16 protein-coding genes are annotated in these 19,922 nt (G+C 60.6%); 11 read left to right on the forward strand and 5 right to left on the reverse strand.

What is annotated here, in order from left to right; all coding sequences use genetic code 11:
• The 4 genes from OQK_RS31360 to guaA form a co-directional block, all read left to right on the forward strand.
• Positions 1 to 212 (forward strand): hypothetical protein (locus tag OQK_RS31360; protein WP_238537193.1); only part of this gene is annotated, 212 nt, incomplete at its 5' end.
• A complete protein-coding gene (locus tag OQK_RS16435) occupies positions 209 to 757 on the forward strand; it encodes a hypothetical protein (protein ID WP_016773342.1) in 549 nt (182 codons plus the stop codon). The genes OQK_RS31360 and OQK_RS16435, both read left to right, overlap by 4 nt.
• A 105-nt stretch (positions 758 to 862) precedes the next feature.
• The gene (gene guaB, locus OQK_RS16440) at positions 863 to 2,332 is read left to right on the forward strand and encodes an IMP dehydrogenase (protein ID WP_016773343.1); all 1,470 of its coding nucleotides are present in this window, start codon (positions 863 to 865) and stop codon (positions 2,330 to 2,332) included.
• Between the two features lie 80 nt (positions 2,333 to 2,412).
• Positions 2,413 to 3,990 (forward strand): glutamine-hydrolyzing GMP synthase, encoded by a 1,578-nt coding sequence (gene guaA, locus OQK_RS16445; protein ID WP_016773344.1) that lies wholly within the window; start codon positions 2,413 to 2,415, stop codon positions 3,988 to 3,990.
• Between the two features lie 77 nt (positions 3,991 to 4,067).
• Here the strand turns inward: guaA and OQK_RS16450 are convergent, their stop codons facing one another.
• On the reverse strand, positions 4,068 to 7,196 hold the full coding sequence (locus OQK_RS16450) for a dermonecrotic toxin domain-containing protein (RefSeq protein WP_016773345.1): 3,129 nt from the start codon (positions 7,194 to 7,196) through the stop codon (positions 4,068 to 4,070).
• A 100-nt stretch (positions 7,197 to 7,296) separates the two neighbouring features.
• Positions 7,297 to 8,001, reverse strand: coding sequence for a trehalose operon repressor (gene treR / locus OQK_RS16455; protein WP_016773346.1), 705 nt, complete (start codon positions 7,999 to 8,001; stop codon positions 7,297 to 7,299).
• A 234-nt stretch (positions 8,002 to 8,235) separates the two neighbouring features.
• On the opposite strand from treR, the gene treP reads away from it, so the two are divergent.
• The 7 genes from treP (at position 8,236) to tadA (ending at position 17,545) form a co-directional block, all read left to right on the forward strand.
• Positions 8,236 to 9,678, forward strand: coding sequence for a PTS system trehalose-specific EIIBC component (gene treP / locus OQK_RS16460; RefSeq protein WP_016773347.1), 1,443 nt, complete (start codon positions 8,236 to 8,238; stop codon positions 9,676 to 9,678).
• A 21-nt stretch (positions 9,679 to 9,699) separates the two neighbouring features.
• Positions 9,700 to 11,346, forward strand: coding sequence for an alpha,alpha-phosphotrehalase (gene treC / locus OQK_RS16465; protein ID WP_016773348.1), 1,647 nt, complete (start codon positions 9,700 to 9,702; stop codon positions 11,344 to 11,346).
• Positions 11,347 to 11,453: 107 nt separating this feature from the next.
• Positions 11,454 to 12,677: a maltoporin gene (locus OQK_RS16470; RefSeq protein ID WP_038861012.1), complete on the forward strand. Its 1,224-nt coding sequence runs from the start codon at positions 11,454 to 11,456 to the stop codon at positions 12,675 to 12,677.
• Between the two features lie 50 nt (positions 12,678 to 12,727).
• Positions 12,728 to 15,256, forward strand: a complete 2,529-nt coding sequence (gene ptsP, locus OQK_RS16475; RefSeq protein ID WP_016773350.1) for a phosphoenolpyruvate--protein phosphotransferase — start codon at positions 12,728 to 12,730, stop codon at positions 15,254 to 15,256.
• Positions 15,257 to 15,258: 2 nt separating this feature from the next.
• Positions 15,259 to 15,555 (forward strand): PTS transporter subunit EIIB, encoded by a 297-nt coding sequence (locus tag OQK_RS16480; protein WP_016773351.1) that lies wholly within the window; start codon positions 15,259 to 15,261, stop codon positions 15,553 to 15,555.
• 113 nt (positions 15,556 to 15,668) lie between these two features.
• The gene (locus OQK_RS16485; protein ID WP_016773352.1) at positions 15,669 to 17,045 is read left to right on the forward strand and encodes a multicopper oxidase family protein; all 1,377 of its coding nucleotides are present in this window, start codon (positions 15,669 to 15,671) and stop codon (positions 17,043 to 17,045) included.
• Positions 17,045 to 17,545, forward strand: coding sequence for a tRNA adenosine(34) deaminase TadA (tadA, locus tag OQK_RS16490; protein ID WP_016773353.1), 501 nt, complete (start codon positions 17,045 to 17,047; stop codon positions 17,543 to 17,545). The genes OQK_RS16485 and tadA overlap by 1 nt, the downstream gene beginning before the upstream one ends.
• Positions 17,546 to 17,712: 167 nt before the next feature.
• Here the strand turns inward: tadA and cmoB are convergent, their stop codons facing one another.
• From cmoB to OQK_RS16505, 3 genes are all read right to left on the reverse strand, one after another.
• Positions 17,713 to 18,669: a tRNA 5-methoxyuridine(34)/uridine 5-oxyacetic acid(34) synthase CmoB gene (gene cmoB, locus OQK_RS16495; RefSeq protein ID WP_016773354.1), complete on the reverse strand. Its 957-nt coding sequence runs from the start codon at positions 18,667 to 18,669 to the stop codon at positions 17,713 to 17,715.
• Complete coding sequence (gene cmoA, locus OQK_RS16500; protein WP_016773355.1) at positions 18,666 to 19,409, reverse strand: carboxy-S-adenosyl-L-methionine synthase CmoA; 744 nt, start codon at positions 19,407 to 19,409, stop codon at positions 18,666 to 18,668. The genes cmoB and cmoA overlap by 4 nt, the downstream gene beginning before the upstream one ends.
• 208 nt (positions 19,410 to 19,617) lie before the next feature.
• The coding region (locus OQK_RS16505; protein ID WP_238537195.1) for a protease inhibitor I42 family protein at positions 19,618 to 19,922 on the reverse strand (305 nt) is incomplete at its 5' end.

The raw sequence follows: 19,922 nt of genomic DNA on the forward strand, positions 1-19,922 counted from the left end.
CTGGCCAGCGGCATCGCGTTGATCGTGCGCTATTTCAGCACTTGACCGGATTTCGTCAGGGATTAAGCTGCCGGCCGCAGTTCCTTGTGGGAGCGAGCCTGCTCGCGAATGCGGTGGGTCAGCAACAAAAATGCAGCCTGACACTGCGCTTTCGCGAGCAGGCTCGCTCCCACATTCGAAATCTTCAATATTGGCAGCAGGCTCCACCATGAACTCGCAAAGCATCATCGTCCCGAAAATCTCCACCCTGCCGGTGCACGAGCCCCGGGCGCGGGCGATCGTGCGCTGGCTGGTGCGCAAGAACATCATCGAAGAACAGCTGACCACCTGCGGCCGCACCGGCAACCGCATGGCCCACGCCATCGCCGACGGTGCTCGCGCTGTGGTGCTGTACCCCGAAGCGCTGCCGTTCGGCGAACCGATCAACGGCCTGGAGATCGTCACCAAGCGCTGCATCTACACCCCGGCCAAAGGTTTTCTCGAGGAGGCTGGTTGCGCCGAGTGCCGCCGCGAAGTGGGCGAGGCGCTGTTCGAAAGTCTTGAAGACTGGTTTCCAGGTCGCACCGACAATTTCACCTGCCCCGAATGCGGGCATGAGGACGACATCAACGGCTTCCTGTTTTTGCAGGAGTGCGCGTTTTCCAACCTCGGTTTCATTTTCAATAATTGGCTGGAGGCGGGGTTCAAGCAGAGCTTTATCGACGAGTTCGCCGATTGGCTAGATCAACCTGTCTCTTGGGTCAAGGTGGAGCTGTAGGGCCGGGCTTTTCCATCTATCAATTAGGCTGAGTTTTACATTGAACAGCAGGGGGGGTCTGACTATAATGGCGCGCTTCCATTTTCCCGCTCGGGAGCCCCCGCGATGCTGCGTATCAGCCAAGAAGCTCTGACATTCGACGACATTCTCCTAGTGCCCGGTTATTCCGAGGTGCTTCCCAACGAAGTCAGTCTCAAGACCCGTCTTACCCGTGGCATCGAACTGAATATTCCTCTGGTTTCTGCCGCCATGGACACCGTTACTGAAGCCCGTCTGGCAATCGCCATGGCTCAGGAAGGTGGCATCGGCATTATCCACAAGAACATGACCATCGAGCAGCAAGCTGCCGAAGTGCGCAAGGTCAAGAAGTTCGAAGCCGGTGTGGTCAAGGATCCCATCACCATCGAGGCCGATGCCACGGTGCGTGATCTGTTCGAACTGACCCGTCTGCACAACATTTCCGGCGTTCCGGTCCTGCACGATGGTGACCTGGTCGGCATCGTCACCTCCCGCGACGTACGTTTCGAAAACCGTCTGGAAGCCACTGTCCGCGAAGTGATGACGCCTAAAGAGCGTCTGGTCACGGTCAAGGAAGGCGCCGACAAGAACGACGTCCGTGAACTGCTGCACAAGCACCGCATCGAGCGCGTGTTGATCGTCGACGACAAATTCGCCCTCAAAGGCATGATGACCGTCAACGACATCGAAAAAGCCAAAGCCTACCCGCTGGCCAGCAAGGACGACCAAGGTCGTCTGCGCGTCGGCGCTGCGGTCGGCACCGGTAAAGACACCGGCGATCGCGTGACTGCACTGGTCAATGCCGGCGTGGATGTAGTGGTGGTCGACACCGCACACGGTCACTCCAAAGGCGTGATCGACCGCGTACGCTGGGTCAAAGAGAACTTCCCTGAAGTGCAGGTGATCGGCGGCAACATCGCCACCGGCGCTGCCGCCAAGGCCCTGGCCGAAGCGGGCGCCGACGCAGTCAAGGTCGGTATCGGCCCTGGCTCGATCTGCACCACCCGTATCGTCGCCGGTGTCGGTGTACCGCAAATCAGTGCCATCGCCAACGTCGCCGCCGCCCTTGAAGGCACTGGCGTGCCGTTGATCGCCGACGGTGGTATCCGTTTCTCCGGTGACCTGTCCAAGGCCATCGTGGCCGGTGCGTCCTGCGTGATGATGGGCTCGATGTTCGCCGGTACCGAAGAGGCCCCGGGCGAGATCGAACTGTTCCAGGGTCGTTCGTACAAGGCTTATCGCGGCATGGGTTCGCTGGGCGCCATGTCCCAGGCTCAAGGCTCGTCCGACCGTTACTTCCAGGACTCCTCGGCCGGTGCCGAGAAACTGGTTCCGGAAGGCATCGAAGGCCGTGTGCCGTACAAAGGCACCCTGAGCGCGATCATTCACCAGTTGATGGGCGGCCTGCGTTCCTCGATGGGTTACACCGGCAGCGCCAACATCGAAGAAATGCGTACCAAGCCCGAGTTCGTGCGGATCACCGGTGCCGGCATGGCCGAGTCCCACGTTCACGACGTGCAGATCACCAAGGAAGCGCCGAACTACCGCGTAGGTTGAGGCTTCCAGCAAAACGTTAAATCACCGGGGCTGTTCATTCAGCCCCGAGTTGTTTCTGATTCACTACATGAGAATGAGTCATGGCCCTCGACATTCACGCTCACCGCATCCTGATCCTCGACTTCGGTTCGCAATACACCCAGCTGATTGCCCGCCGCGTGCGCGAGATCGGCGTGTACTGCGAACTGCACCCGTTCGACATGGACGAAGATGCGATCCGCGAATTCGCTCCTAAAGGCGTCATCCTCGCCGGCGGCCCCGAGTCCGTGCACGAAGCCAACAGCCCGCGCTGCCCGCAGGCGGTGTTCGACCTGGGCGTTCCGGTATTCGGCATCTGCTACGGCATGCAGACCATGGCCGAGCAACTGGGCGGCAAGGTTGAAGGTTCCGAACTGCGTGAGTTCGGTTACGCCCGCGTTGATGTGGTCGGCAAGAGCCGCCTGCTCGACGGCATCGAAGACCACATCGACGCCGACGGCCTGTTCGGCCTCGACGTGTGGATGAGCCACGGTGACAAAGTCACCAAGATGCCGGAAGACTTCCACATCCTCGCCAGCACCCCAAGCTGCCCGATCGCCGGTATGTTCAACGACGACCGCGCTTACTACGGCGTGCAGTTCCACCCGGAAGTGACCCACACCAAGCAGGGCGGTCGCATCCTGTCGCGCTTCGTCCTCGACATCTGCGGCTGTGAAGCCCTGTGGACGCCGTCGAAGATCGCTGAAGACGCCATCGCCAACATCCGCGCCCAGGTCGGCACCGACAACGTGCTGCTGGGCCTGTCCGGCGGCGTTGACTCCTCGGTGGTTGCCGCGCTGCTGCACAAGGCCATCGGCGATCAGCTGACCTGCGTCTTCGTCGACAACGGCCTGCTGCGTCTGCACGAAGGCGAGCAAGTGATGGCCATGTTCGCCGAGAACATGGGCGTCAAGGTAATCCGCGCCAACGCTGAGGAGCAGTTCCTCAACAACCTGGCCGGCGAAGCCGACCCGGAGAAGAAGCGCAAGATCATCGGCCGCACTTTCATCGACGTGTTCGATGCCGAATCCTGCAAGCTGGACAACATCAAGTACCTGGCTCAGGGCACCATCTACCCGGACGTGATCGAGTCGGCTGGCGCGAAAAGCGGCAAGGCCCACGTGATCAAGTCGCACCACAACGTGGGCGGCCTGCCGGAAGAAATGAACCTGAAACTGGTCGAGCCCCTGCGCGAACTGTTCAAGGACGAAGTCCGTCGTCTCGGCCTGGAACTGGGCCTGCCGTACGACATGGTCTACCGTCACCCGTTCCCGGGCCCGGGCCTGGGCGTGCGCATCCTCGGTGAAGTGAAGAAGGAATACGCCGACCTGCTGCGTCGCGCCGACCACATCTTCATCGAAGAACTGCGCAAGGCCGACTGGTACCACAAGGTCAGCCAGGCGTTCGTAGTATTCCAGCCAGTCAAATCGGTCGGCGTGGTCGGTGACGGCCGCCGTTACGCCTGGGTCGTGGCCCTGCGTGCCGTAGAAACCATCGACTTCATGACCGCGCGTTGGGCACACCTGCCTTACGAACTGCTGGAAACCGTTTCCGGCCGCATCATCAACGAAATCGAAGGCATCTCCCGCGTTACTTACGACGTGTCGAGCAAGCCGCCGGCGACGATTGAGTGGGAGTGATCCCGCTGCGGTTCGAATAACGAAAAACCCTTGGTGTGAAGCCAAGGGTTTTTTCGTTTCAGGCCCCTGCAAACAGGTCAGGCGGGTAAACGACTTTGCAGGGTCATGCCGAGCTCGATCAGGCGCTCGGCTACTGCGGCGATGTCGCGGAATATCATGCCGGTGATGCGGCGCATCGACTGGTCCCAGATATAAAACCGGCCATCTGCGGTGCAATGCACCCTTGTGTGCACGATGTTGCTGGCGCTGTTGCGCCGCACGAGTGTGTATGTGCTGGGTTCTGTTTTCCGTATCACGAACATGCCATTGCGATGCAGAAGCTTTTCCAGCGTAGCGTCATTCCATGGCGGCACGGGGGCCTTGACCTGCAATCGCAGGTCAGCGAACAGAGGGTCGAAGGCGTTGCTTGTCGTCGCCCCGTTGTGAAATGGACCGCGAGCGACTTCCACGCCCGGGTCAATCCTGACGTCGGCTGCCTCGTCGGGCCAGATTTCTTCGATGCGCAAACCGATACCGCCCCTGAGTTCGCTTATGCCTGGCAGGTCCCTGAAGGTATTGGTGTTCGTGGCATCGACCAGAGCCACCCACTTGCCGGGTCTGTTGAGGAGCTTGTCACGCTCCATGATCTGCGTTGCCAGGCGGGTCTTGATCATCTGCTCTTCGATCGAAGTGAGTGGGACTTTCAGCGTGCAGGTTTGTGCTGCGTCCAGTCCATGGACGCGGACGCCATTGGCTTGGGCAGACCTGATCAATTCGAGCATGTTGAACCGGTTCTCAGGGTCGGTACCCAGGCTGGACAAATAGGTAGTGAGGTCCTCTGACATGTCTCCAGAGAGGTAGAAATGGTTGAGGTCCTCTTGGGCGAAATCACTCAGCAATCCACGCACGTAGAGCGTTCTGATATGCCGCGCGAACGTTGGCATGTTCTCGATCATGAAGCGCATGCTGGCGATGCGATCGAGGGTTTCTCCGACCGCCAGTCCATCGGTATTGGCAAACATCAGATCTATCAGCTCTTCGGTTTGCATCAAGGGATCGATTTGCGGAATGAGCGGCCGTCCCGGCAGATTTGTCCATTTCAGTTCTCGAAAGAATTCTCCGGCGTTGTTCAGCAGTGCTGTTCGTTGTTCGCTGAAATGCGCCTGGTAACGGTCGGTAGCCAGTAAATAACGGCGTCCAGCGCTTGTTGACTCGGCAGAAGCGTTGGGCAAGTTCATTGCCCATCTCCTCATTCCGGGTTTTTCCGTCTCTGAAATATCTTTGAGCGCCGTAACCAGGCGCAGCGGGCACGGAACGCCTGGAAGCGGTTCGACGCGTGGCAGATCCACCGATGGTGTTGCCTCAGAAGGGCTCAAATCTGTCTCCGGCGCACACGCCTTGCCCACGCATTGGCCGCCTCCGCGCAGCCGCAGCGCAGGCATGCGCTCCCACTTGCCAGCGCTTCCCAGGCGGACCGGCAACGAATAAGCGAACTGGTTGGGGCGCTCGGGATCGATGATTGCCCAGTTGCCGCTGTCCTGCGAGTCGGCGAAGTAGCGCACGTAATAGGCATCGCCATCCATTTCGATGGCATGACCGGGCTCGTTGTCGAGGCGGTAAATGCCTTCGTATTTCCCCGGCGTCGCCTCTACGGAATGTTGCGCAAGTAACTCGTTGCATCGATAGCTGGCAGGTACTTGTGGAAATGTCGAACCTTGCCCTGTAGCAGGCGTATTCAAGGGCTCAGTGACGTCGACGAATGTCGCCCCGCTGGGTATCTCGTTTGCCAACTCGCTGCTCGCTTCTTCAGCCGCTGTGACGGGTGGCGGATCCACAGGTGGCAATAATCGCGTGTCAGCCGAGGCAAGCTCGACCAGACCACGCATCTCTTCAGCCTCGGCATACTCGACCTGTGGCCCGACTTCCAGTTGCGCGCCGGTGCCGATCAGGAACGGCACATTGAATACGGTTTCGATAGCGCTGAGCACCGCACCGATCACCCCGGCTCTACGTTCGGTCGCCGTAATGCCGTTGATCGCCTGATCGATGTTCAGCCCCATGTTCGCGACGCCGGCGCCGATCAAGGGCAAAGCCACCGGCCAGCCCACGGCCGCCATCGGGCCGAACACTTTCAGCCCGGCGCTCAGATACCCGGTCCAGAGTTTCCTGCGTAGCTCACTGTTGGACGTGAGCACCAGATGCGCCTCGGCAATCATGCCCGCGCGAGTCGAATCGCTTAACCACGTGAAGGCGTCACCGCTGATCGCAACGTTGCTGCGGTTGATCATCCGGTGATCGCTGTGGCCCCAGGTGTTCACCAGGCGGTTCATCAGATCAGTGATGTTCTCAGTGATGTGATTGCTGTCAGCCAGCGAGAAGTGCTTGAGAAACAAAGGGCGTTTCTGCTCTGAATTCATCTGTTCGAGCAACCACCAGTGCAGATCCGCCGCAGTGTCCATCAGCCGAAAGGCCTGGGCTTGTCCCGGCAGGTAAAGGGTCTGCCGGCCACTGTCTTCGACCAGACGCAGCACGTTAGTGGCGACGTGACCGTCCAGATCCAGCGTGCGCACCTGCGCGCCGACCGGGTACGTCGATCGGAGCATTTGCAGGGTTACCGGCCAGGTAACGGGGCCGATCAGCGAGCTGACGATGCGTTGAAAATCATTGCCGTCAACGTCCCCCTGTTGCAGCGCCTGCACCGCCTGACTGAGGAAACTGCACTTGGCCATGGCGCGGAAATCTTCCGACGAGGTTTGCCAGAATTTGGCCAATTGATCGCTGTAACGCGTGCTGAAATCAACGGCCCAGAATGCCTTCAGCACATCGCTGCCAAGCAGTCGCACTTCGTTGCTCTGATTGAAATTCTCCGCGTCCGGGCCATCCGAGTAGAAGCCGCAGTAAAGACCCAGCAAATCTGCGTTGTCTTGATCGGTCGCACGAAATCGATGGATCACCAACTGCGTGAGGGTGAGCGTTTCATAAGGCTTTTCCAGCAAGTGTTCCCAACCGGTAAAGGTCAGCGTGCTGCTTTGCGCCGTTTTGAATCGATGGAAATAAACCTGGTCGGGATCAAGGCCGGACAGCCCTTTGTCGGTCAGCAGTTCGATCGCAACTTGCCGGGCCGCATCGAGCAGGCTCGGGCAGTTCTGCACAATGGTCGTGGCGATTGCTTTGAGGGCGGTTTTGTCCGCTGCGTTTGGCAGCAGACGACGTTCGGGAGCGGTCATGCGGGTGTCATCCTTGAGACACAAAGGCGGAAGATGACCGATGTGCTCAAGGGGAGGGTGTTACTCGGCTATTGCGTGTTGCGTATCGAAAGATATCGCCTCAGCGCCGCGCCACATCCGAAAAATAGAACTTGTCCAGCGTATGCCGCGATTCGGTGTATTCGAACTGGCGGCCGTCCTGCAGGAAGGTCTGGTTGCTGACCACGATGACATGGCTCTGGCCGTCGAGGTCCAGGTGTTGTTGGTCGTCCTTGCTGGACGGTACGGCTTCGATGGTGCGCTGGGCGTAGGCGATCTGCAGTTGCAGGGTCTGTTCGATGTGGGCGTAGATCGAATGTTCGGCAATGTCTGCTGACAGGTCGGGGATCACGTCGCTGACGAAGTGGTTGATGTCGAGGATGACGCGTTTGCCGTCGATGCGCCGTACCCGCTTGATCCGGGTGATCGGGCTGCCGGGTTCGGCATTGATATGTTCAAGCAATGCACCTTCAAGCGGCACCTGACACATCTCGACCACTTCGGTGCTGACGTCGTTGCCCAGTCGCGGGTGGGTCTCCTGGAAGCTGACGATGCCGCCGAGCTGGAATTCGATCGGGTTGGTCGACAGCACGAACGCGCCTTTGCCGTGAATCTTCTGAGCGAAACCGCGCTCCTGCAACTGGTCGATGGCCTTGCGCACCGTGCCACGGCTGGCCTGATAGGTGTCCATCAGTTCGGTTTCGGAAGGCAGCCGGGCGCCGCGCTCCAGGCGCTGGGTGGTGATACTGGCAAGCAAATCGCTGTAGATCTGGTTGTATTTGCTCATGGCTGGACTCTGTGCCGACGGTGCTCAAAACCCCGAACCTTAAGGGCAGGGTAGGGGTTTGTCCATGCGGACGAAGGAAAACATCTTAGGTCAGAGTAGGAAGAATCCGCGTTTTTCTGACGTTCATCCGCGGATGCAAACTCGTACAGACGAGTTGTTGCATTAACTCGTACAGACGAGTATTTTTCGTTCGGCGTGCTGCCAATAACAACAATCCACGACGGAAGAACAAGCATGAGCCATGACTATCCGAACATCGCCAAGGAGCTGCTGGAAAGCCTCGGTGGCCCTGACAACATCGAGCAGGCGGCGCATTGCGTCACGCGTTTGCGTCTGGCGCTGAAGAACCCCGCGCTGGTGAATGTGGCCGCGCTCAATGGCGTCGATCTGGTCAAGGGTTCGTTCTTCACCGGCGGGTTGTATCAAGTGGTCATCGGCCCGGGTGATGTTGAAAAGGTTTATGCCGAACTGCGCCAGCAGACTGGCCTTGCGGCATCGACCATCGCCGACGTTAAACAGAAAAGCGCCGAGAAGATCAACGCCATGCAGCGGCTGGTGCGGGTGTTTTCCGATGTGTTCATGCCGATCCTGCCGGCGCTGATCATTGCCGGCCTGTTGATGGGCATCAACAACCTGCTCGGCGCCAAGGGCATGTTCATCGAGGGCCAGACCCTGCTCGATGCCTATCCCAACCTCGACGGGTTGTGGAGCCTGATCAATCTGATGGCCAACACCTCATTCGTGTTCCTTCCGGCGCTGGTGGGCTGGTCGGCGGCCAAGCGTTTCGGCGGCAGCGAAATCCTCGGCATCGTCCTCGGTCTGATGCTGGTGCACCCGGACCTGCTCAACGCCTGGAATTACGGCAAGGCCGTTGCCGGGCTAGACGGGCAGCAGCTGCCGTACTTCGACATCCTCGGCCTGTTCCAGGTGGAAAAAGTCGGATACCAAGGGCAGATCCTGCCGATCCTGCTGGCGGCGTACGTAATGAGCGTGATCGAAAAATGGCTGCGCGCACGCGTGCCCAACGCGGTGCAGTTGCTGGTGGTACCGATCACCACCATCGTTGTCACCGGCGTGCTGGCGTTGGCGATCATCGGCCCGGTGACCCGGCATATCGGCATCTACATCACCGAAGGGCTGGTGATGCTGTTCGATCTGGCGCCGCTGGTGGGCGGTCTGATTTTCGGCCTGTTGTATGCGCCGCTGGTGATCACCGGCATGCACCACATGTTCCTCGCCGTGGACCTGCAATTGATTTCGAGCCAGGGCGGCACTTTCATCTGGCCGATGATTGTCATGTCCAATCTGGCGCAGGGCAGTGCGGCCCTGGCGGTGTTCTGGATGACGCGCAATGCGCGGGACAAGAGCATGGCCTCGACCTCGGCGATTTCTGCGTATTTCGGCATCACCGAGCCGGCGATGTTCGGCGTCAACCTGCGCTACAAATTCCCGTTTTACGCCGCACTGGCCGGTTCGGCGCTGGGCTGCATGTTCCTCTCGCTGAACAAGATCCAGGCCTCGGCCATCGGCGTCGGTGGCCTGCCCGGTTTCATCTCGATCGTTCCGCAGTTCATCCCGATGTTCGTCATCGGGATGCTGATCGCCATGCTCGTGCCGTTTGCCCTGACCTGCGTGCTGAGCATGAAGATCGTCCGTCCGGGTTACCGGGTTGCCTGAAATCAATAAAGGAGTCGCGCCATGCAAGACTGGCAACGTTCGGTGATCTATCAGATCTACCCGAAGAGCTTTCACAGCCATGCGGGCAACGCCACTGGCGATCTGCTCGGCATCGTCGCCAAGCTCGATTATCTGCAATGGCTGGGAGTCGATTACCTGTGGATCACGCCGTTCCTGCGCTCGCCGCAGCGCGATAACGGCTACGACATCAGCGACTACTACGCGGTCGATCCGAGCTACGGCAGCATGGCCGACTGTGAACTGCTGATCGCCGAAGCGGGAAAACGCGGCATCAAGCTGATGCTCGACATCGTGGTCAACCACACCTCGATCGAGCACGTGTGGTTCCAGCAGGCGCGCAGCAGCCTCGACAACGCCTACCGCGACTTCTATATCTGGCGCGACCAGCCGAACAACTGGGAATCCAAATTCGGCGGCTCGGCCTGGGAGTACGAAGCGCAGACCGGCCAGTATTACCTGCACCTGTTCGACCACACCCAGGCCGACCTCAATTGGGACAACCCCAAGGTCCGCGACGAAGTGTTCAAGATGATGCGTTTCTGGCGCGACAAGGGTGTCGGTGGCTTTCGTCTGGACGTGATCAATCTGATCTCGAAACCGGCGGACTTCCCCGAGGACGACAGCGACGGTCGGCGCTTCTACACCGATGGGCCTAACGTGCATGCGTACTTGCAGCAAATGCACCGTGAGGTCTTCGAAGGGCATGAGCTGATCAACGTCGGCGAGATGTCTTCGACCCGCCTCGAACATTGCATTCGTTACTCCAACCCGCAGTCGAAAGAGCTTTCGATGACCTTCAACTTTCATCACTTGAAGGTCGATTACCCGAACCTGCAGAAGTGGGTCCGCGCCGATTTCGACTTCCTCCAGCTCAAGCAGATCCTGTCCGACTGGCAGACCGGCATGCAGGCGGGCGCTGGCTGGAATGCGCTGTTCTGGTGTAATCACGATCAGCCGCGCGTGGTCTCGCGCTTCGGCAACGACGGCGAATACCGCGAGCTGTCGGCGAAGATGCTCGGCACTGCGCTGCACTTTCTGCAGGGCACGCCCTTCGTTTATCAGGGCGAAGAACTGGGAATGACCAATCCGGGGTTCGAGAGCATCGAGCAATACCGTGACGTCGAAACCCTGAATATCTTTCGCCTCAAGCGTGAAGCCGGCACCAGCGACCTCGACAACATGGCGGCGATCATGCAGAAGTCCCGCGACAACGGGCGCACGCCGATGCACTGGCACGCCGGGCACAACGCCGGCTTCACTCGCAGCGAACCATGGATTGGTGTATCGGCCAATGCCGCACAGATCAATGTCGCGCATCAACTGCACGACCCGGAATCGGTGCTGCATCACTATCGGCGCCTGATCGCTTTACGCCGCACTGAAGCGTTGATCTCCGATGGCATCTATCGCCAGTTGTTGCCGGAGCATCCACAGGTCTGGGCGTACCTGCGCGAGGGGACGGGAGAACGCTTGTTAGTGGTGAACAATTTCTATGGCACCGCATGTGAAGTCGAGCTACCGGCGCTGCTCGACGAAGCCCAGGAGCAGCGCTTGTTGATCAGCAATTACCCGGACTGCCTGCAACGCACGAGTTTGCTGCAGTTGCGACCTTACGAATCCTTCGTGCTGCACCTGACCGACCCCTGATTTTTTAACTGAATAACAACCTTTGAAAAAACACGCAGAACGCTGCGCGGGGGATTTGTGCGCGCTGAATTCCTGCAACCACACAATAAAAACAACGGGTGGCATATATGAGAGCAACCATAAATTACAGTCTGGCAGTCGCGGGGATTTGTCTGGCAATGCCCACGTCATCACATGCGCTGGAGTTCGGCGGCTATCTGCGCAACGGTGTCGGTACTTCGGTCAACAGCGGCAGCCAGTCGTGTTTCCAGTTGCCCGGTGCGCAGACCAAATATCGCCTCGGTAACGAGTGCGAGCAGTACGGTGAGCTTGAGCTGCGCCAGGATCTGTACACCCTCGACGACGGCTCGGTGCTGAGCGTCGACGGCATGGCCTCGCTGTATAACCGCTACGACCGCAGCCTGACGTTCAAGGAAGACAACGGCTCGATTCGTTTGCCGCAGGCGTATGCGCAATGGTCGGCGATGCCCGCGCTCAATGGCGGCTCGCTGTGGGCCGGGCGGCGTTACTACAAACGTAACGACATCCATATTTCCGATTTCTATTACTGGAACCAGAGCGCCACCGGTGCAGGCATTGAAGACGTGTTGCTCGGTGGCCTGAAATACAGCTACGCCTTTTCGCGCAAGGACAACCTTTACCAAAAGGATTACATCAACCGCCACGACTTCAACGTCGGCGGTTTCAACAGTAACCCGGGCGGTGAACTGGAGTTCGGCCTGAGTTACATCGACAAGCCCGACAGCCGCGATGCCCACCGTGGCTGGGCGATCACCACCCAGCATGTACAGCAGGACTTTTTCGGTGGCAAGAACAAACTGGCGCTGCAATACGGCGAAGGGCCGGGCACCGGATTGGGCTATACCGGTAACGTCAGGCTTGATGACCGCAACAAGAGCTATCGCATCGTCGAGTTCTTCGACTGGCAACTGACGCCACGTTTTGGCGGACAATTCCAGGCGGTGTATCAGAAAGATATTCGTCAGGGTGGCGCCGACCAGAACTGGCTCTCACTCGGTGTGCGCCCGGCCTATGCACTGAGCGAGCAGTTCAAACTGGTGACCGAACTGGGGCACGATCAGGTCGAGGCGGCGGACGGCACGCGCAAGCTGAGCAAGTTCACCTTCGCGCCGACCTGGTCACCGAAAGGCCCGGAATTCTGGGCGCGGCCCGAGGTGCGTCTGTATTACACCTATGCCAGCTGGAACCAGGCAGCCAAGCGTGCCGCCAACCTGTTGGCCAAAGGTTCGGCGCTGTCCGACACGGGCGCCTTCGGCAACGCGCGGCACGGCGCCAATGTCGGCTTGCAGGTTGAATACTGGTGGAAATAAGCAAAGCGGCTGCGACCGCTCATTCAATGAATACAAGCTCAGGTGATGTCATGGCCACACCCCAAGAATTGCAGCTGCTGGCTCCTTTATCCGGCGTGCTGACGGCGCTGGACCAGGTGCCCGATCCGGTGTTTGCCGGGCGGATCATCGGCGACGGTTTGTGCATCGACCCGACTTCGTCAACGCTCTGCGCACCGTTGGCCGGTGTGGTCAGCGACGTGCAGGCCAGCGGGCACGCGCTCACGATCACCAGTGACGTGGGTGTTCAGGTGTTGATGCATATCGGCCTGGACACGGTGAATCTCGCCGGCAAAGGTTTCACCCGCCGCGTTGAAGCGGGGCAGCGGGTCGAAGCCGGGCAGGCGCTGATCGATTTTGACGCCGACTACATTGCCCTGCACGCGCGCAGTTTGTTGACCTTGATGCTGGTGGTCAGCGGCGAGCCGTTCGATTCACTCGTTGGCTCAACCGGGTTGGTCGAGGTGGGCCAGCCAGTGCTGGACGTCGTGGTCGGCGCAGCCGTCGGCGAACATCCAGCGCCGCTGCCGGGGGACGCGGTGTTCTCGCAGCCGATCAACTTGCCCAATCCCAATGGCCTGCACGCGCGGCCGGCGGCAGTATTCGCTCAAGCGGCCAAGGCATTTTCAGCGACCATCCATCTGCACAAGCTGCAAGCGCAAGCCAACGGCAAATCCCTGGTAGCGATCATGGCGTTGCAAACGGCTCATGGCGACAGTGTGCAGGTCAGCGCCGAAGGCGAAGATGCCGTAGCCGCCGTCGATGCGCTGACACGCTTGCTGAGCGAAGGCTGTGGCGAAGCGGTCACAGCGCCTGCACCGGTCGAAGCCGACGCAGCAGAAATGCCGGACATCCTGCGCGGTGTCTGCGCCTCGCCCGGTTCGGCGTTGGGGCAAGTCATGCAGATCGTCGAAGCGTCGCTTCTGGTCAACGAGTTCGGCGCCGAGCCGCCAGTTGAACGGGAGGCGTTGAGCCAGGCCCTGATCGAAGCCGACATGGCCCTGCAACATCTGCGCGACACCGCCAGCGGCCAGGCGCAAGCGGAGATCTTCAAGGCGCATCAGGAACTGCTGGCCGACCCGAGCCTGCTGGATCAGGCCCGGGCGCTGATCGACGCGGGCAAAAGCGCGGCGTTTGCCTGGAAGACCAGCACCGACGCAACGGCGGCGATGTTTCGCTCGCTGGGCAATGCCTTGCTGGCCGAGCGCGCGGCGGATCTGGATGATGTCGGCCAGCGCGTGCTGAAGCTGATCCTCGGTGTTCACGAGCAGACGCTGGAGTTGCCGGACGACACCATTCTGATCGCCGATCAGCTGACCCCTTCCCAGACCGCCGGGCTCGATACGCGCAAGGTGCTCGGGTTTGCCACCGTTGGCGGCGGCGCCACCAGCCATGTCGCGATCCTCGCGCGGGCCTGTGGCTTGCCGGCGATTTGCGGCATGCCGCTGCAAATGCTCGGGCTCGGCAACGGCACGCGGGTGCTGCTCGATGCCGACAAAGGCGAATTGCAGTTGCACCCGGACGCCGAGTCCATCGATCAGTTGCGCACGCGGCATGAGCGCCAGCGCCAGCGTCATCAGCAGGAACTGGCCCAGGCCAGCGAGGCGGCCTGCACCCGTGACGGTCAGCACATCGAAGTCACCGCCAACGTTGCCTCGCAGGAAGAAACCGCCCAGGCCATGGAGCTGGGCGCCAATGGTGTGGGGCTGCTGCGTTCGGAGTTTCTCTACCTCGGCCGTCAGCAAGCGCCGAGCCATGACGAACAGCTGGCCACCTACAGCGCCATCGCGCGCACCATCGGGCCGGCACACAATCTGGTGGTGCGTACCCTCGATGTCGGCGGCGACAAACCGCTGGCCTATGTACCGATGGACAGCGAAACCAATCCATTCCTCGGTTTGCGTGGCATTCGTCTGTGCCTTGAGCGACCGCAACTGTTGCGCGAGCAGTTCCGTGCAATCCTCGCCTGCTGTGAACTGACGCGTCTGCACATCATGTTGCCGATGGTCACGAATTTGGCCGAACTGCGTCTGGCGCGGCAGATTCTCGAGCAGGAAGCGCGGGTGTTGGGCCTGGCGCACGTGCCGAAGCTGGGAATCATGATCGAAGTGCCTGCCGCTGCGCTGATGGCCGATGTGCTGGCGCCGCACGTGGACTTTTTCTCCATCGGCACCAACGATCTGACGCAATACACCTTGGCCATGGACCGCGATCATCCGCGCCTGGCCAGTCAGGCGGACAGCTTTCACCCTTCGGTGCTGCGCCTGATTGCCATGACGGTGAAGGCGGCCCATGCCCACGGCAAATGGGTCGGCGTCTGCGGCGCCATGGCGTCTGAACGCCTTGCAGTGCCATTGCTGCTGGGGCTGGGTGTGGATGAGCTGTCGGTAAGCGTGCCGTTGATTCCGGCGATCAAGTCGGCGGTGCGCGAGTTGAATCTGGCCGACTGTCGAATCATCGCCGAACAGGTTTCGAATCTCGAAAGTGCCACTGATGTCCGCGAAGCCTTGCAGCGGTTTCATGAGGCGAAAGTCGATGCCTCGCCGGTTATGGAGAATTGAACATGTTCGACAAATTGCAGCAGGCATTCTGGAAAGCACTGACGCCGGATATGGTACCGGACGAGGCAAACATTACCGCCGATGCGGTTGCCGGCTTGAACGCCGAGATTGTTGCGGCGCTGGGCGGTGTGGATAACCTCAAGTCGCAGCAACCGCTGGCGCTGACCCGGGTGCGCGTGACGTTGCATGACGAGGCGCGGGTCGACCGTCAGGCGTTGAGTATGGCCGGTGTGGCGGGCGTCATGTGCCTTGAGGGCGGCGTGCTGCACCTGATCACCGGGCTGCGTGCAGAGGGCTGAACAAGACGTGCGGCCGCAGGTCGCCCTTACTGTTTCTCAACTGCGGGTGTATCGTATTCGCCTTTTTGCGGATCCCTCGGGGTCTGTCGCTGATACGTGAGGTAGTTGAGTTCATGTCCTTTACCCGTCGCCAAATCCTCGGTGGCCTGGCCGGTCTTGTTGTCGTTGGCGTGGGCGCGGGAGGCGCGTCGCGTTACTGGCTGGGCAAGATGGCCGACGCCGAGGCCGGCCACGACTATGAACTGATCGCCGCGCCGCTCGATGTCGAGCTGGTGCCGGGGCACAAGACCGAAGCCTGGGCGTTCGGCCCGTCGGCGCCGGGCACCGAGTTGCGTGTGCGTCAGGGTGAATGGCTGCGGGTGCGCTTCATCAATCACCTGCCGGTGGCGACTACCATTCACTGGCACGGTATCCGCCTGCCGCTGGAGATGGACGGCGTGCCCTACGTATCGCAGTTGCCGGTGCTGCCGGGCGAATACTTCGACTATAAATTCCGTGTGCCGGACGCTGGCAGCTATTGGTATCACCCGCATGTCAGCAGCAGCGAAGAACTGGGGCGCGGGCTGGTCGGGCCGCTGATCATCGAAGAACGCGAGCCGACCGGTTTCAAGTACGAGAAAACCCTGAGCCTGAAGAACTGGCATGTCGACGAGCAAGGTCAGTTCGTCGAATTCAGCATCCCCCGCGAAGCGGCCCGTGGCGGTACCGCCGGGCGCTTGTCGACGATCAATGGTGTGCCGCTGCCGGTGATTGATCTGCCGGCCGGGCAGATCACCCGGGTGCGTTTGCTCAACCTCGACAACACCCTGACCTATCGCATCAATATTCCTGGGGTCGAAGCGAAGATCTACGCGCTGGATGGCAACCCTGTCGAGCCACGACCATTAGGCAAGGAATACTGGCTCGGCCCTGGCATGCGCATTTGCCTGGCGATCAAGGCCCCGGCGGCGGGTGAAGAGTTGTCGCTGCGTAACGGCCCTGTGCGTCTGGGCACGCTACGTTCAGTCGCCAACACCGACGCTCCGACGGACTGGCCGAAAGCCCTGCCGGCCAACCCGGTGGCCGAGCCGGATCTGGCCAATGCGGAGAAACTCAACTTCAATTTCGAATGGGTCGGCTCGGTCTCGGTGAACACCGAAAACGGCAAACCGCCGAGCCTGTGGCAGATCAACGGCAAGGCCTGGGACATCACCGACAAGACCTGTGCTGACCGACCGATTGCCAGCCTGAAACTGGGTCAGAGCTATATTTTCGAATTGAAGAACATGACCCAGTACCAGCACCCGATCCACCTGCACGGCATGAGCTTCAAGGTGATCGCATCGAACCGGCACAAAGTCATTCCGTATTTCACCGACACCTATCTGCTGGGCAAGAACGAGCGTGCGCAAGTGGCGCTGGTGGCGGATAACCCGGGGGTGTGGATGTTCCACTGCCATGTCATCGACCACATGGAAACCGGCCTGATGGCCGCGATCGAGGTGAAGTGATGCGCCAGATCCGCCCGGCGGCGATCATCGACCGCAGCCGCGACCGCGACTTCATGCGCGAAGCCCTGACCCTCGCCGCACAGGGCGCCGCCCTCGGTGAGGTGCCGGTGGGCGCGGTGCTGGTGCAGGATGGCGCGATCATCGGTCGCGGCTTCAATTGCCCGATCAGCACCAGCGACCCAAGTGCCCATGCGGAAATGGTCGCGATCCGCGCCGCCGCGCAGGCAGTGGATAACTATCGCCTGCCGGGCAGCACGCTGTATGTGACGCTGGAACCGTGCAGCATGTGCGCCGGGCTGATCGTGCATTCGCGTGTGGCGCGGGTGGTGTACGGCGCGCTGGAACCCAAGGCCGGGATTGTGCAGAGTCAGGGACAGTTTTTTACCCAGGGCTTTTTGAATCACCGGGTGTTGTATGAGGGCGGGGTGCTGGCTGAAGAATGTGGTGCGGTGCTGACCGAGTTTTTCCGCGCCAGACGCACCAAAAGCCCCTCACCCTAACCCTCTCCCAGAGGGAGAGGGGACCGACCGAGTTGGATGGACCAAATCCGCCGACCTGAAATACCGAGTCGGACGCAAGTTTTGAAAAGCTCAATAATCAGCTCCCTCTCCCTGGGGAGAGGGCTGGGGTGAGGGGGTAGGCCCACCGCGGTCATGGGAAAATACGCTTACTTCCTGGCGACGATAACCGCCCGCATCGGCGCCGGCAGCCCTTCAATGGTTTTGCTGTGATCCTCAGGATCCAGAAAATCGCTCAGCGACTGATACTTCATCCACTCCGTCCCGCGTTGTTCTTCCACCGTCGTGGTACTGACATCCACACAACGAATATCGCTGAATCCGGCCCGCCGCAGCCATAGCTCAAGCGCCGGCACCGACGGCAAAAACCACACGTTGCGCATCTGCGCGTAGCGATCTTCCGGCACCAGCACCTGATGCTTGTCGCCTTCGACCACCAGGGTTTCCAGCACCAGTTCGCCGCCCTTGACCAGGCAATCCTTCAGCGCCAGCAAATGCTCGATCGGCGAGCGACGGTGGTAGAACACGCCCATGGAAAACACCGTGTCGAAGCCTTCCAGATTCGGCGGCAGGTCTTCGAACGGGAACGGCAGGTGCCAGGCATTCGGCTCGGACAAGTAACGCTGCACCGCCTGGAACTGGCAGAAGAACAGCCAGTTCGGGTCGACCCCGATCACGCTGTCGGCACCGGCGCCGAGCATGCGCCACATGTAGTAGCCGTTGCCGCAGCCGACATCGAGGATGCGTTTGCCCTTCAGGTCGAGGTGCGGGGAGACGCGCGACCACTTCCAGTCCGAGCGCCATTCGGTGTCGACATGCACACCGAACAGATCGAACGGCCCTTTGCGCCATGGCGAGAGGCCCATCAGCGCGGTGCGCATCTGTGCGCGGGTGTCGTCGTCGCAATCGGTGTCGAGTTTCAGGCCGTTGAGCAGGTCGATTTCGCTTGGCTGGATCTTCGGCAAGGCGTCCAGCGCACTTTGCCAGCGCTCCAGATCGCCGTGGCCTTTCTCCATTTTCTTGTCGAGTTGCGCTTGCAGGGTGTTGGCCCATTCGGCCAGCGGAGTACCGGCCAGACGGCGGGCGAGGGGAGACAGATCAATCATGGCAAGGCAATCAACGAGGCAAAGTTAAGACACTGGAACCACGGCACGACTTTCGAGAACCCGGCGGCCAGCAGGCGTTCGCGGTGTTCTTCGAGGCTGTCGGGCTTCATGACGTTTTCGATGGCGCTGCGCTTCTGGGCGATTTCCAGTTCGCTGTAGCCGTTGGCGCGTTTGAACGCCACGTGCAGATCGGTGAGCAGCGCGTGCTCTTCGGCATCGTTGAAGCGCAGCTTCTCCGAGAGAATCAGCGCGCCGCCGGGCAACAACGATTGGCGAATGCGCGAGAGCAACGCGGTGCGCTGGTCCGGGGCGATGAATTGCAGGGTGAAGTTCAGCGCCACCACCGAGGCTGGTTGAAACTCCAGCGCGAGGATATCGCCTTCGATCACCTCGACCGGCAGCAATTCCTGAAACATCGAATCCTGACCGTTGAGGTATTCCCGGCAACGCTCGACCATCGCCGCCGAGTTATCCACAGCAATAACCCGGCAGCCGTCGGTGCGCACATGACGGCGCAGGGCTTGCGTGACTGCGCCGAGCGACGAACCGAGGTCGTAGAGCACGCTGTTCGGCTGGGCGAACTGCGCCGCGAGCACGCCGAGGTTTTCGACGATGGTCGGGTAACCCGGCACCGAGCGCTTGATCATGTCCGGGAACACCCGCACCACGTCTTCATTGAAGGCGAAGTCAGGCACCTGGGCCAAAGGCTGGGCGAATAGGCGATCGGGTTCTTTGCTCACGGCGGCGTCCGGCGGTGTCGGTGGAAAAGGCCGGCATTTTAGCCAAAGTGGCGCGGGGATGCTTGGGTTGTCTGATAAAGCACCGAGAGGGGTGTAATTTCTCGCCGTCAGGGATATGGCTTTCGCGAGCAGGCTCGCTCCCACAGGGGATCGCGGTGTCCTGTGGGAGCGAGGCTGCTCGCGAAGAGGCCAGCGCGGTTTCCCACCGTCAGTTCACCGAAATGGCGCAGTCAAAGGTTTCCACCGGCAGCACTTCCGGAGCCCACGGTTGTTGCGAGGTCAGGCGCAAGCGCCCGGTGCCGGCCGCGAAGGCCTGGAAGCGCCAGGTCGAAACCCCCGCTGCGCCCACCACGCCGGCATCTTCCGGATTGCTGTAAACCTCCGGGCTGAGCGCGCGCAACACGCCGCCAGCCGAATCCTGAATCGCCCAGCGGTAGCCGGTGGTCGGGTTGCTTGGCAGGCTGATGATCAGGTTTTGCCCGACGTTGAGCCGCACGGGGCATTCGCTTTGTT

The sequence above is a fragment of the Pseudomonas sp. R62 genome (assembly GCF_000257605.1).
Taxonomy (GTDB): domain Bacteria; phylum Pseudomonadota; class Gammaproteobacteria; order Pseudomonadales; family Pseudomonadaceae; genus Aquipseudomonas; species Aquipseudomonas atacamensis.

What these genes read in the sequence shown, in the direction of transcription:
- OQK_RS16435 (WP_016773342.1), top strand. Translation starts at nt 209, where the DNA reads ATGAACTCGCAAAGCATCATCGTCCCGAAAATCTCCACCCTGCCGGTG.
- guaB (WP_016773343.1), top strand. Translation starts at nt 863, where the DNA reads ATGCTGCGTATCAGCCAAGAAGCTCTGACATTCGACGACATTCTCCTA.
- guaA (WP_016773344.1), top strand. Translation starts at nt 2,413, where the DNA reads ATGGCCCTCGACATTCACGCTCACCGCATCCTGATCCTCGACTTCGGT.
- OQK_RS16450 (WP_016773345.1), bottom strand. Translation starts at nt 7,196, where the DNA reads ATGACCGCTCCCGAACGTCGTCTGCTGCCAAACGCAGCGGACAAAACC.
- treR (WP_016773346.1), bottom strand. Translation starts at nt 8,001, where the DNA reads ATGAGCAAATACAACCAGATCTACAGCGATTTGCTTGCCAGTATCACC.
- treP (WP_016773347.1), top strand. Translation starts at nt 8,236, where the DNA reads ATGAGCCATGACTATCCGAACATCGCCAAGGAGCTGCTGGAAAGCCTC.
- treC (WP_016773348.1), top strand. Translation starts at nt 9,700, where the DNA reads ATGCAAGACTGGCAACGTTCGGTGATCTATCAGATCTACCCGAAGAGC.
- OQK_RS16470 (WP_038861012.1), top strand. Translation starts at nt 11,454, where the DNA reads ATGAGAGCAACCATAAATTACAGTCTGGCAGTCGCGGGGATTTGTCTG.
- ptsP (WP_016773350.1), top strand. Translation starts at nt 12,728, where the DNA reads ATGGCCACACCCCAAGAATTGCAGCTGCTGGCTCCTTTATCCGGCGTG.
- OQK_RS16480 (WP_016773351.1), top strand. Translation starts at nt 15,259, where the DNA reads ATGTTCGACAAATTGCAGCAGGCATTCTGGAAAGCACTGACGCCGGAT.
- OQK_RS16485 (WP_016773352.1), top strand. Translation starts at nt 15,669, where the DNA reads ATGTCCTTTACCCGTCGCCAAATCCTCGGTGGCCTGGCCGGTCTTGTT.
- tadA (WP_016773353.1), top strand. Translation starts at nt 17,045, where the DNA reads ATGCGCCAGATCCGCCCGGCGGCGATCATCGACCGCAGCCGCGACCGC.
- cmoB (WP_016773354.1), bottom strand. Translation starts at nt 18,669, where the DNA reads ATGATTGATCTGTCTCCCCTCGCCCGCCGTCTGGCCGGTACTCCGCTG.